Origin of the sequence: Micromonospora radicis (genome assembly GCF_003583405.1) — a bacterium.
Classification (GTDB): Bacteria; Actinomycetota; Actinomycetes; order Mycobacteriales; family Micromonosporaceae; genus Micromonospora; species Micromonospora radicis.
This window is the reverse complement of the sequence record NZ_QXEC01000012.1, coordinates 92,609-105,343: the sequence shown is the minus strand read 5'-3', so window position 1 is coordinate 105,343 and position 12,735 is coordinate 92,609. Positions and strand designations below refer to the sequence as shown.

Genomic DNA, 12,735 nt, shown 5'->3' with positions numbered 1-12,735 from the left:
GCCGGCCGGGGGCCAGCCTCGGCCGGCGGTGGGGGCCTGGCTCGGTGGCCGGGGGTTCGGCGCCGGGTGGGATCAGGCGATGCGGACCGAGGTGAGCTGGTGGGTGCCGGTGTACCCGAGCCGCCGGTAGAGCCGGATCGCGCCCACGTTGACCGGGTAGACCCCCAGCGCCACCATGTCGTAGCGGGTGGCCAACGCCCGGGTCATGCCCGCGGTCAGCGCGGCGCCGAGCCCTCGGCCGCGATGCGCCGGCGCCACCGTCAGCCCGGCGAGGAACCCCACGTCACCCCGGGTACGGTCGGCCCCGCAGGCGATCAGGCGGTCGCCGTCGCGGATGCCGTACCAGTCGACGATCCGCGGGTCGCCGGGCCGGGCCGTGGAGGTCGGGAACGCCTCCTCGATCAGCGCGGTCAGTGCCGGGCGGTCCGCATCGGTGAGCCGGACCACCCGCTCCTCGTCGGGCTGCGGCGGCGGGGCGGTGGCGGTCCAGAGGAAGTCCCAGTCCTCGTGGGTGTCCACCGCCGGGACGACGGTGCGGGTCGGCGGATCCAGTCGCGGCAGGTGAACCCACCGCCCCGGCTGCCAGGCATGCTCGGCGGCGAGCGCACGGAACAGGTCGACCGCCTCGGCCGCCGGGCCGACCACACCGCCCAGCGGTCCCGGCGTGGTGGCGGGCAGCAGCCAACACACGGCGTGGTCCCGCCGCCAACCCCGTACCGGTTCCTGCGGCGGCAGCGAGTGCCGGACGAACGGGTGGTTGCCCACGCTGCTCAGGACCGCCTCCCGCCCGGCGGGCCCGCCGTCAACGCTGATCACGACGCCACCCTAATCGAGCCCCCGACCCATCCCGCCCACCCGCCTTCCCGCAGCCGCCCCTGGTACGGACCGGCCCGTCCGAGGGGCGCCCGCCGGCCGGGATCCGCCGGGGACGAAGTTCCAGGGTGGAGATTGGCGGGCCGACCGATCGGGTACATCCCGCGCCGACCTACTGGAACCCCCACCGGAGGAACCCCATGCTCGCCATCGCCGCCGCCGTGGTCTTCGGCTTCGCGTTGCTGCTCGACCTGCTGGACACCCGGCTCGGCGCGCCGGACCTGTTCAGCTGGAACACCTTGGTGCTGATCGGTCTGCTGCTGCTCTCGCTGCACCTGGCCGGGGTCGGCCGGCGTGGTGGTGGCCGCTGGTACCGGGGCCGTCGCCCGGGGCGCGGCTGACCGAGAAGGATCAGACCGGGCGCGGTCGGCGGCGCGATTCCGGCGTGGTCGGTCGAGCCCGGTACTGTTCTCGTGATGGAGTCCGAGACGCTCTTCACCCTGGGTGAACCCGCCGCAGCAGTAGGTGCGGTAACGGGTTCCAGTGGCGTCGGCGGCTTCACTCCGGCCGGTCCGGACGCGCCGCTGCCGGTCCGGATGCGCCCGGCGAGCCTCGACGAACTGGTGGGGCAGGGCCACCTGCTCGCCCCCGGGGCGCCGTTGCGGCAACTGGTCATCGGTGCCGCGCCGATGTCGGTCATCCTCTGGGGGCCGCCCGGCAGCGGCAAGACCACCATCGCCCATCTGGTCGCCGCGGCCACCGACCGGCGGTTCGTCGCCATGTCGGCACTGTCGGCGGGGGTGAAGGACGTCCGAGCGGTGATCGACACCGCCCGGCGGCAACGCCGGTCGGGTGGTCCGCCGACCGTGCTCTTCATCGACGAGGTGCACCGGTTCAGCAAGACCCAGCAGGACTCCCTGCTCGCCGCGGTCGAGGACCGCACCGTCACGCTGCTCGCGGCCACCACGGAGAACCCGTACTTCTCGGTCATCTCCCCGCTGCTGTCCCGGTGCGTACTGCTCACCCTGCACCCGCTCGACGACGCGGCCGTCCGCGGCCTGCTGCGGCGCGCGATGACCGACGAGCGGGGGCTGGCCGGGGCGCTCACCCTGGACACCGAGGCCGAGGATCACCTCGTACGACTGGCCGGTGGTGACGTCCGCAAGGCGCTCACCGCCCTGGAGGCGGCGGCCGGCTCGGCCACCGCCCTCGGCAGCGGGCGGATCGACCTGGCGACCGCGGAGCGGGCGGTGGACACGGCGGCCGTCCGCTACGACCGTGCCGGCGACGCCCACTACGACGTGACCAGCGCGTTCATCAAGAGCATGCGGGGCTCGGACGTGGACGCGGCGCTGCACTGGCTGGCCCGGATGCTGGTGGCGGGAGAAGATGCCCGGTTCATCGCCCGTCGACTGGTTATCTTCGCCAGCGAGGACGTCGGCATGGCCGACCCCGGCGCGCTCGGCGTGGCCACCGCCGCGGCGCACGCGGTGGAGTACGTCGGTCTGCCCGAGGCCCAGCTCAACCTCGCCCAGGCGGTGATCCACCTGGCGACCGCACCCAAGTCGAACTCGGCCACCGCCGCGATCGGCGCGGCCATCGCCGACGTACGGGCCGGTCGCGGTGGCCCGGTACCGCGTGGTCTGCGCGACGCGCACTACGCCGGTGCGCGTGGCCTCGGCCACGGCACCGGTTACCGCTATCCGCACGACGACCAACGAGGTGTGGTCAGCCAGCAGTACGTGCCGGACGAACTGATCGGCGTCGACTACTACCGGCCGAGCCAGCACGGCGCGGAACGATCGGTGGCCACCCGGCTGCCGTTGCTGCGCCGGATCGTCCGTGGGCAGTCCGCCCCGGCGCGCCCGGAGACACCGACGACGGGTGACCGGGCCGCGGCGACACCCCCCGGTGGCGACGGCGGCCAGCGGGCGGCCACTGACGCCGAGACGGCGGACGAGGTCGGCGACCACGCAGACGGGAAGGGTCAACAGTGAAATCCCCTGGTTCCGAACGACCGGAGGACGGTCCGGACGAGCGGCGCAAGGGCCGCCGCTGGGGCCGGGGCAGGTCCGAGGCCGCCGCGGAGGAACCGGCGGCCGGTGAGGACTTCGGCTGGATCGACGACCTGCGCTCGGCCAAGCAGCAGCGCGGTCAGTTGGGCCCCGACGGTGCCCCACCGGCGCCGGACGAGCCCACCGCCGCCCGGCGAGGCCCGGCGGCGCCACCCGGACCGGACCGGGCCGGTCAGGTTCCGCCCGGCCGCCCTGGCCCGGTTCCGTCGGTGCGCCCGGCACCGCCTTCGGGTGGCCCCGTCCCGCCCCCCGCGCCGGGGGGACGCGCCCACGCTCCCGCCGGCCCCGCAGGTCCGGCCGGCCCACCCGGTCCGCCGAGACCGACGAACCAGCCCGGACAGCCGGGGCAGCCGGGTCCGGCTGGTCGTCCCGTGCCGCCGGGTGCCGGGCCTGCTCCGGCCGCCCCGCCACGCCGGGGCAGCGCCGAGCCGCCTCGCGCCCGCCCGGTCGACGGCCCCTGGCCGGGCGCCCCGGCCGCGCGCCCGGCCGGCGAGGCGACGCCAGCCGACGGGCCGCGGCCGAGCGCCGGGGCCGCACCGGTCGCGGGACCGCCGGCCGGGATGCCCGCGCCACCCACGGACGGCCCCCGTCCCCCGGCCGCCGGCCCTCGTCCCCCGGCCGCCGGCCCTCGTCCCCCGGCCGCCGGCCCCCGTCCTCCCGCCGCCGGCCAGCGGCCGCCGGTGCCGTACCCCGGTGCGCCGGCCACCGGTTCCGCACCGGCCGGACGCCGGGAGGGGGGCACCCCGAACCCACCAGCTGACGCGTGGCCGCACCCGGAAGCCGCGCCGCCCGGTCGGCGCCCGCGCGCCGGTTCGCCTGCCGAGCCGATGACCGGCCCGCCGTCCGGTCCACTGTCCGGCCGGGCGGCCGGCCCCACCACCGGTTCGTTGCCTGGCCCGGTGTCCGGTGCTCCGGTCGGTCCGGTGTCCGGCGCGCCCGTCGGTCCGGTCTCCGGTCCACCCGCGCCCCGTCGGTCCCCGGGCCGGCCCGATGGCGCCCCCGCAGGCCCCCGTCGGGCGGCGCCCGACAACGTCGAGGGCACCCTCGGCCCGGCACCGTCGGAGGCCGACGGCGGTCCACGGTCGAGCGGTCGAACGGGTGCACCGGCAGGTCCGCGCGGTCGCCGGGCGGCGGTCGAGCCCGACCCGCACCAGCACCCGACCGGGTACGGTCCGGGTCGCCCGGCGCCGGAATCACCGGTCCCCGCAAGCCCGTCCGGTGCACCGGCGGGCGGTCGACGGGCCGGGCGGCGCCGCGCCGCCGAACCCGACGGCGAGCAGCCGGTGGTACCGCTGTCCGGCAACGCCCCACCGGTTCCCGGTGTGCCGTCCGGCACCACCGGAGGTCTCTCGGTCGGCGAGATCGTGCCACGGGGCCGCCGCGCCGGTGCGGACGGACCGGTTCCGCCGGCCACCGACCGCCGGGTGGTTGCCGAGCCGCCTCCCGGCCGCCCTGCGGCCGCCCCGCGGGACGCGGCGGTGCGCGACGGCCGGCCGACCGGGGCGACGGACGCCCCGGTCCGGGGCCGCCGCTCGGGCGACGCGGAGGAGCCGCGGGCTCGGGGCCGCCGGGCGGCCGACGCGGGACCGGACCCCGAATCCGGTACGGCAACCGGTGACCTCGCCCCGCGGCCCGGTGACCCGCGGCCCGGTGACGCGCGGCCCGGTGACGGCCGGGCCGGCCGGCCACCGCGGCCGGCCGACTGGCTGCGGCAGGCGGGCCGCGCCCACCACACCGATCCGGCGCTGCCCACGATCAATCGGCGCGGCCCGGCACCGGACGCCCCGGCGAGGCACTCCGGTGGCCCCCAGGCGACCGGTATGCCGCCGGTCGGGGAACGCCGGGACGCGGAGGGCGCCGCCGGACCGCCGGCTGCCCGCACCAGGACCCCCGCCCACCCGGATGGCAACCCGACACCACCACCGCACCCAGCGGTCCGTCCAGAGGGGGCGCCGGCAGGCAGGGCGCGCCCCGACGGCGCGCCGGCCGGACCGGCCCGTGGTGCGGTGCGGCCCGACGGGGCGAATGCCGGCCCGGTCCGGCCCGACGGTCCACCGGCCGGCCCGGGCCGCCCGGGTGGCGGCCCCCCCGGCCCGGTCCGGGGGGCAGCCCGCCCCGAGGCCGATCCGACCCGCCCCGACTCCGCCCCGGCACGACCTGCGGTCGGCCCGCCTCGATCGGGCGCCGTACCGCCTGCGGGGCCGGCGCCGGGCGGCCCGGTCCGTACCGGCGCGGACCGCGCCGGACCACCCGGCTCGCCGGCTGTGGCCCGGGCCGCCGCCCCCCGACCTGAGGACCGGCTGGCAGGCCGGGCCGCCCCGCCGCACCGCAATCCGGCCCGCCCGGAACCCACCGGGATCCCACCGGTACCGGCGCTGCCGCGTGCCGTTGACGGGCCGCCGCGGGCCGGGGACGGGGCGCCGCGGGTCGGGGACGGGGCGCCGCGGGCCGGCGGGCCGTTGCCGCGGGCCGGTGAGGGGCCGCCGCCGGTGGCCCGGGCCGCCGCCGCGGTCGCACCCGTCGACCCGGCCGGGCCGCGACCGGGCACCGAGCCGGCCGTAAGGCAGCCCGTGGAAGCGGGGCGCGGGAGTGTCGACCGGTTCGACGACGACGACGCCGGCACCGAGACGCGCCGTCAGGGTGGCGGCAACCAGCGGCTGCGGGCGGGCATCCTGGCCGCGGTGTGCGTACTGCTGCTCGGCCTGTTGCCGGCGTTCTTCGGGCTGCGGGCGGAGGCCCGGGATCCGGCCTTCGCCTCGTTGGACGAGTTGGACGTGCCGGCCTGGGCGGCGGTCGACCCGGTCGACGACGTCACCGGCAGCTACTGGTGTCTGCTCGACTGCCGCCTGCGGGAGCGGACCGTGAACTCCGAACGGGCACCGGAGGAGACCGCCGAGGCGTACCAGGCGGCACTGCGTGAGGACGGCTGGCAGCCCTGGAAGCCGAGCTTCTGCCCCGAGCAGGAGGAGAAGGGCAGCTACACCTGCTGGCGGCTGGACGAGTTGACCCTCGACCTCTGGGTCCGGGCACCCACCTGCGTACCGCCGCCGGTGGACGGTGAACCGGTGATCGTGCCGTCTCCCGACGAGTCGACCGAGGCCGAGGAGTGCTCCGGATCGTTGGTGTCGGTGAAGGTGCGCAACGCGATCGACGACGAACGGACCCGGCCCCAGCCGAGCACCGACCCGTCACTGACCGGTGTGGACCCCTACCCGACGGTGGGAGACGACCCGTTGGGCGAGTTGACTACGTCACCACCGTCCTGAGCCGATCGTCATCACGGACGGTAGGGTCTGGTTCTGGCGGCCCGTGTGCTGCCCGCCGACCTCGGCGGGCAGCCGGGCGGCGGTGTGGGCGAGACGGTCGTGCGGCTCGGGGAGATTGCCGCCCCGAGCCACTTGCTGAGGAGGACAGGCGTGGGCATTTTGGAGGTCGCGGCGTTGATCGCGGCGATCGCGTTCGCGATGCTGGTGTTGATCCTGACGCTGCCCATCCTGCGGCTGCGGCACACCGTGGACGCCACCACTCGGATGATCAACGACCTCAACGACCGGACCGGCCCGCTGCTCGGCGATGTCAACACCACGGTCCGCAACGTGAACGTGACCCTGGAGCAGGTGCAGACCTCGCTCGACGGGGTGAACCTGCAACTGGCCAAGGTCGACAACATGACCAGCCACGCGCAGAACATCAGCGCGAACGTCGCCAACCTGGTCACCGTCGTCTCCGCCGCGGCAGCCAACCCGCTGGTCAAGGTGGCCGCGTTCGGTTATGGGGTACGCAAGGCCGCCGCCGCCCGCCGGCACGCGGAGACCGAGCGCGAGGTCCGGGACAGCATCAAGGCCCAGCGGCGCGCCGCCCGGCGCGAGAGCCGCTGACCGGTCGGGTCGGGGAGGTACGAGCATGAGGCGTCTGTTCTGGCTGGGCATCGGGCTGGCCGTCGGCGTGGTGGTGGTCCGCAAGGCGACCCGGGCCGCGCACGCGTACACCCCGGCCGGCATCGCCGACAACCTGTCACAATCCGCTGGCGGCCTGGTGGAGGAGTTGCGTAGCTTCGTCGCGGACGTACGCGCCGGGATGGCGGAGCGGGAGCAGGAGATCCACGAGGCGTTCGCCCAGGGCGAGGCGTTCGACGACCAGTTCGCCGAGCTGCGGGAGGACCCGCGGTTGGGCGATCGAGAAATCTTTCCGGAGGAACACCAGCGATGAAGACGGCGGAGATCAAGCGGCGGTATCTCGCCCACTTCGAGGCGAACGGGCACGCCGTGGTGCCGTCCGCTCCGCTGCCCGCCATCAGCGATCCGAACCTGCTGTTCGTCAACGCCGGCATGGTGCAGTTCGTCCCCTACTTCCTGGGTCAGCAGTCCCCGCCGTTCCCGCGTGCGGTCAGTGTGCAGAAGTGCATCCGCACGCCGGACATCGACGAGGTCGGCAAGACCAGCCGGCACGGCACGTTCTTCCAGATGAACGGCAACTTCTCCTTCGGTGACTACTTCAAGGCCGGGGCGATCCCGCTCGCCTGGGAGCTGTCCACCAAACCGGTCGATCAGGGCGGGTTCGGGTTGGACCCGGAGCGGATCTGGGCCACGGTCTACCTCGACGACGACGAGGCGTACGACCTCTGGCTGCGTACCGGAGTGCCGGCCGAGCGGATCGTGCGCCGGGGCAAGAAGGACAACTTCTGGTCGATGGGCATCCCCGGTCCGGCGGGCCCGTGCTCCGAGCTGTACTACGACCGGGGCCCGGAGTACGGCGCCGAGGGCGGCCCGGAGGTCGACGAGGACCGCTACCTGGAGTTCTGGAACCTCGTCTTCATGCAGTACGAGATCGCGGACGTCCGGAGCAAGGAGGAGTTCCGGATCGTCGGCGAGCTGCCGAAGAAGAACATCGACACCGGCATGGGCCTGGAGCGGATGGCCTCCATCCTGCAGGGCGTCGACAACCTGTACGAGATCGACGAGGTGCGGCCGATCCTGGACCGGGCGGCCGAGCTGACCGGCAAGCGGTACGGCGCGCACTCCGGGCACGCGGCCAACCAGTCGCACCCGGACGACGTCCGGCTGCGGGTGATCGCCGACCACGTGCGGACCGCGCTGATGCTGATCGGCGACGGGGTGACCCCGAGCAACGAGGGCCGGGGCTACGTGCTGCGGCGGATCATGCGGCGGGCGATCCGGTCCGTGCGGCTGCTCGGCTGGCAGGAGCGGGCGCTGCCCGAGCTGCTGCCGGTGGCCCGGGACTGCATGGCGCCGTCGTACCCGGAGCTGGCCGCCGACTTCGAGCGGATCTCCGCGTACGCGTACGCGGAGGAGGACGCCTTCCTGGCGACGCTGCGCGCCGGTACCACGATCCTGGACACCGCGATCGCCGAGACCCGCACCGCGGGCGGCCGGGCGCTCACCGGCGACAAGGCGTTCCAGCTGCACGACACGTACGGCTTCCCGATCGACCTGACCCTGGAGATCGCCGCCGAGCAGGGTCTCGACGTCGACCAGGAGGGCTTCCGCCGGCTGATGGCCGACCAGCGGGCCCGGGCGAAGGCGGATGCGCAGGCGCGCAAGACCGGGCACACCGACCTGTCGGCGTACCGGTCGGTGCTCGACGCCGGCGGTCCGGTGACCTTCACCGGCTACACCGAGGTCAGCCGGGAGTCGACGGTCCGCGCGCTGCTCGGCGCCGACGGTCCGCGCGCGGCGGCGGTCGAGGGCGACCTGGTCGAGCTGGTGCTCGACACCACCCCGTTCTACGCCGAGGGCGGTGGGCAGCAGCCCGACCACGGCATGATCACGGTGGGCGGCGGGCAGGTCGAGGTGCTCGACGTGCAGCAGCCGGTGCCGGGGCTGATCGTGCACCGGGCCCGGGTGATCCGGGGCGAGGTGCGGGCGGGGGAGGCCGGCTACGCCGAGATCGACACCAGCCGACGGCGGGCGATCTCCCGGTCGCACACGGCGACGCACCTGGTGCACCAGACCATGCGCAACTTCCTCGGCGAGTCCGCCACCCAGGCCGGTTCGTTGAACGCGCCGGGCCGGCTGCGGTTCGACTTCAACACCGCGACCGGGGTGGCGCCGAGCGTGCTGCGGGACGTGGAGCAGCAGGTCAACGAGGTGCTCCTGGCCGACCTGGAGGTGCACGCGTTCGTCACCTCGCTGGACGAGGCGCGGCGGATCGGCGCGATGGCGCTGTTCGGCGAGAAGTACGGCGACCAGGTCCGGGTGGTCGAGGTCGGCGACTACGCCCGCGAGCTGTGCGGCGGTACCCACGTGTCGCGCTCCGGCCAGCTTGGCCTGGTCAAGATCCTCTCCGAGTCGTCCATCGGGTCCGGCGTACGCCGGGTCGAGGCGCTGGTCGGCATGGACGCGTTCAACTTCCTGGCCCGCGAGCACCTGCTGGTGGCCCGCCTCGCCGAGCTGTACCGCGTCCCGTCCGAGCAGGTCGCCGACCGGGTCGAGCAGACGGTCACCCAGCTGCGCGACGCCGAGAAGGAGCTGGAGAAGCTGCGCGCCCAGCTGGTGCTCGGTGGCGCGGCGGCGTTCGCCGCCCAGGCCAGGGACGTGCGCGGGGTCGCCTACGTCGGCATCGAGGCGCCCGAGGGGGCCGGCGGCAACGACGTACGCACCCTCGCCCAGGAGATCCGGGGCCGGATCGACCCGGCCCGGCCGGGGGTGGTCGCCGTGGCGGCCCGCTCGAACGGCAAGGCGTCCCTGGTGGTGGCGGTCAACCCGGCGGCCCGCAGCCGCGGCCTGGCGGCGAACGACCTGGTCAAGGTCGCGTTCTCCGGGCGCGGGGGCGGCAGCCCCGATCTCGCCCAGGGCGGTGGACTGCCCGATTCGGAGGTGCCGACGCTGCTGGTGACGGTCGAGAAGGCGGTCGCCGAGGCGTGAGTCATCGGTACGGCGGGTCAGGGCGGACCGGGTCGGTCCGCCCTGACCCGTTTATCGGCGGAGGTGACGGGGAGTGACTGAGTTGTCTCGGGGCGTGCGACTCGGCGTGGACGTGGGACAGGTCCGGGTCGGGGTGTCCCGATCCGATCCGCACGGGGTGCTGGCCACCCCGCTGCTGACCCTCGCCCGGGATCAGAACCCCAGGTCAGATGCGGTGCCGACGGATCTGGTCGAGCTTGCCGCGCTGGTCGTCGAGCACGAGGCGGTGGAGGTGGTGGTGGGCCTTCCGGTCAACCTCGCCGGTCGGCATGGACCCGCGGCCGAGCACGCGAAGGCGTACGCTCGTCAACTGGCTGATGTGATAGCGCCTGTTCCGGTGACGCTGACCGACGAGAGGATGTCCACGGTCGTCGCGAGTCGTAGGCTTGCCGAGCGAGGTGTCCGGGGGAAGAAGCAACGTGCGGTGGTCGACCAGGCCGCCGCGGTGGAGATTCTGCAGAGCTGGCTGGACGCGCAGCGGAGGCGGACGTAAATGTTTGACGATCTGGACCTCGGTCACGACGAGCAGGATCGGGGTGACAAGGGTAAGCATCGCCGGGGCCGCCGCCGGGACGGTCGCTCCGGTGGCGGGCGCGGCAAGACAGTGCTGGCCCTGATGCTGGCCCTGGTGCTGCTCGGCGGCATCGGCGGTGGGGCCTTCTACGGCTTCGACCGGATCCAGAACTACTTCGTCACCCCGGACTTCGACGGCGCGGGCACCGAGGACGTGACGATCCAGATTCCGCAGGGCGCGTTCCTGGCCGACATGGCGGTGGCGCTCTACGACGCCGGGGTGGTCAAGAGCACCAAGGCGTTCATCGAGGCGGCGGAGGACAACTCCCGCAGCCGCAACATCCAGCCCGGCACGTACAAGCTGCGCAAGGAGATGAGCGGCGAGTTGGCGCTCGCCGCGATGCTCGACCCGCAGAACCGGATCATCAACGGGGTCACCATCCCCGAGGGGCGCACCGCCAAGAACATCTTCAAGTTGCTCAGCGAGCACACCGAGATCCCGGTCAAGGAGTTCGAGGCCGCCGCGAAGGATCCGGAGAAGCTCGGCGTACCGGACTGGTGGTTCAAGCGGGAGGACGGCAAGAAGGCCAAGAAGTCCATCGAGGGCTTCCTCTACCCGGACACCTACGAGATCCCGCCGAACGCCACCGCCGAGACGATCCTCGGCCAGATGGTGGACCACTTCCTCACCGTCACCGGGCAGCTGGAGTTCGCCGACCGGGTGCAGAAGGAACGCGGCGGGATCAGCCCGTACGAGGCGCTGATCGTGGCGTCCCTCGCGCAGGCCGAGGCCGGCACCAAGAAGGATCTCGGCAAGGTGGCCCGGGTCGCCTACAACCGGGTGTACACGGGGACCTTCGACTGCGGCTGCCTGGAGATGGACGTCACGGTCAACTACTACTTCGAGTCGATCGGGCAGGAGGGCAAGACCTCCGGCCAGATGACCGCCAGCGACCTCGACAATCCGAAGAACCCGTACAACCGCAAGCTGCGGGGCATGGTCCCCACCCCGATCAACAATCCGGGCAGGGACGCGCTCGAGGGTGCGATGGACCCGCCGACCGGCGACTGGCTGTTCTTCGTGGCCATCGACAAGGAGGGCAACTCCGCCTTCACCCCGAGCTACAACCAGCACCTGAAGAACATCGAGAAGGCCAAGGAGAACGGCGTCCTGTGAGCGTGGCCGCTCGGCGGGCGGCGGTGCTGGGCAAGCCGATCGCGCACTCGCTCTCCCCGGTCATCCACAACGCCGGCTACGCCGCCGCCGGGCTCGCCGGGTGGTCGTACACCCGGATCGAGTGCGCGGCGGCGGAGCTGCCGGACCTGGTCGCCGGCCTGGGCCCGGAGTGGGCCGGATTGTCGGTGACCATGCCCGGCAAGGAGGTGGCGCTCGCGGTGGCCGCCGAGGTCTCGCCGGTGGCCGCCGCCGTCGGTGCCGCCAACACCCTGGTACGCCGCCCCGACGGCACCTGGTACGCCGACAACACCGACGTCAGCGGCATGGTCGACGTGCTGACCACGGCAGGTGTACGCGAGGGTGGCCTCGGCGTGGTGTCTGGCGTCGGTGAGGTGGGCGTGGTGCCGGGTGCGGGTGGGGCCGTCACCGTGCTGGGTGCGGGCGGGACCGCGCGGGCGGCGCTGGCCGCGGCGGCCCGGCTGGGTGCGACCGAGGTGAGCGTGGTGGCCCGCCGCACGGCGGCCATCGACGAACTGGCACCGGTGGCGACCGCCCTGGGGCTGACCCTGACCGCCGTGTCCTGGACGGACGCGGCGGCGCTGGCCGACGCGAACCTGCTGATCTCCACGGTACCGAAGGGTGCCGCTGACGAACTGGCCGGTGTGGTTCGCTGGCGTCCCGGCACGGTGCTCTTCGACGCCATCTACGATCCGTGGCCGACTCCGCTGGCCGCCTCGGCCGCCGCTGCCGGCTGCCGCGTCGTTTCCGGCCTGGACCTGTTGCTGGCCCAGGCGGTCGGCCAGTTCGAGCAGTTCACGGGCGTTCCCGCTCCCCGGTCTGCGATGGCCGCCGCTCTCACTGCTGCCCGTGCTCCCCGACAGTGAACTGTCCCGGTAGAGCGCGACGGGCGAGGTTCTGGCCTGGATCTTGGACGGTTCCGGTCAGGAACCAACGGGAACTGTCCAAGATCTCCGGGGCAGGTGTGCGACGGACTTCGAGGGTGGAGTCCTGGCGCGCGGTCATGACACGTCCGACGTCTCCCTTCCTCGGCCGGGACGTCGGCGACCGGGGTGGCCGCCCGATCGTCGTGCTACGGGTCGCCGGGCCGGTCTGACGCGGTCTCCGGGGTCTTCGTCGTGCACGGAGCGGACAAACCGCCGACGAGTCGCAGCGTTGGCTTAGGTGACCTTTAAGACGCGCTTAGGTCCCCCTGTCATGCCCACGCTCTGTTGTG

The 12,735-nt window shown here is 74.0% G+C and carries 10 protein-coding genes; 9 read left to right on the top strand and 1 reads right to left on the bottom strand.

Annotated features, from left to right (window positions below; genetic code table 11):
* Positions 1 to 72 precede the first annotated feature (72 nt).
* On the bottom strand, positions 73 to 816 hold the full coding sequence (locus D2L64_RS14615; protein WP_119576612.1) for a GNAT family N-acetyltransferase: 744 nt from the start codon (positions 814 to 816) through the stop codon (positions 73 to 75).
* A gap of 197 nt (positions 817 to 1,013) precedes the next feature.
* On the opposite strand from D2L64_RS14615, the gene D2L64_RS14610 reads away from it, so the two are divergent.
* From D2L64_RS14610 to D2L64_RS14565, 9 genes are all read left to right on the top strand, one after another.
* Positions 1,014 to 1,214, top strand: a complete 201-nt coding sequence (locus tag D2L64_RS14610) for a hypothetical protein (protein ID WP_119576609.1) — start codon at positions 1,014 to 1,016, stop codon at positions 1,212 to 1,214.
* A 75-nt stretch (positions 1,215 to 1,289) separates the two neighbouring features.
* Entirely contained in the window at positions 1,290 to 2,810 is a 1,521-nt protein-coding gene (locus tag D2L64_RS14605; protein WP_119576606.1) for a replication-associated recombination protein A, read from the top strand.
* A gap of 2,735 nt (positions 2,811 to 5,545) precedes the next feature.
* Positions 5,546 to 6,154, top strand: a complete 609-nt coding sequence (locus D2L64_RS14595; protein WP_119576844.1) for a hypothetical protein — start codon at positions 5,546 to 5,548, stop codon at positions 6,152 to 6,154.
* A gap of 150 nt (positions 6,155 to 6,304) precedes the next feature.
* The gene (locus tag D2L64_RS14590) at positions 6,305 to 6,766 is read left to right on the top strand and encodes a DUF948 domain-containing protein (RefSeq protein WP_119576600.1); all 462 of its coding nucleotides are present in this window, start codon (positions 6,305 to 6,307) and stop codon (positions 6,764 to 6,766) included.
* Between the two features lie 25 nt (positions 6,767 to 6,791).
* Positions 6,792 to 7,097 carry a hypothetical protein gene (locus D2L64_RS14585; protein WP_013732747.1) on the top strand — a complete coding sequence of 102 codons (306 nt, stop codon included), beginning with the start codon at positions 6,792 to 6,794 and terminating at the stop codon, positions 7,095 to 7,097.
* On the top strand, positions 7,094 to 9,772 hold the full coding sequence (gene alaS, locus D2L64_RS14580; RefSeq protein ID WP_119576597.1) for an alanine--tRNA ligase: 2,679 nt from the start codon (positions 7,094 to 7,096) through the stop codon (positions 9,770 to 9,772). The genes D2L64_RS14585 and alaS overlap by 4 nt, the downstream gene beginning before the upstream one ends.
* Positions 9,773 to 9,845: 73 nt before the next feature.
* Entirely contained in the window at positions 9,846 to 10,304 is a 459-nt protein-coding gene (ruvX, locus tag D2L64_RS14575) for a Holliday junction resolvase RuvX (RefSeq protein ID WP_119576594.1), read from the top strand.
* Entirely contained in the window at positions 10,305 to 11,501 is a 1,197-nt protein-coding gene (gene mltG / locus D2L64_RS14570) for an endolytic transglycosylase MltG (RefSeq protein WP_119576591.1), read from the top strand.
* Between the two features lie 23 nt (positions 11,502 to 11,524).
* A complete protein-coding gene (locus tag D2L64_RS14565; protein ID WP_407663106.1) occupies positions 11,525 to 12,385 on the top strand; it encodes a shikimate dehydrogenase in 861 nt (286 codons plus the stop codon).
* The last annotated feature ends 350 nt before the right edge of the window (positions 12,386 to 12,735 follow it).

Excerpts from the sequence above, each read along its gene's own strand:
- D2L64_RS14610 (WP_119576609.1), top strand. The coding sequence starts at position 1,014 with ATGCTCGCCATCGCCGCCGCCGTGGTCTTCGGCTTCGCGTTGCTGCTC.
- D2L64_RS14605 (WP_119576606.1), top strand. The coding sequence starts at position 1,290 with ATGGAGTCCGAGACGCTCTTCACCCTGGGTGAACCCGCCGCAGCAGTA.
- D2L64_RS14585 (WP_013732747.1), top strand. The coding sequence starts at position 6,792 with ATGAGGCGTCTGTTCTGGCTGGGCATCGGGCTGGCCGTCGGCGTGGTG.
- alaS (WP_119576597.1), top strand. The coding sequence starts at position 7,094 with ATGAAGACGGCGGAGATCAAGCGGCGGTATCTCGCCCACTTCGAGGCG.
- mltG (WP_119576591.1), top strand. The coding sequence starts at position 10,305 with ATGTTTGACGATCTGGACCTCGGTCACGACGAGCAGGATCGGGGTGAC.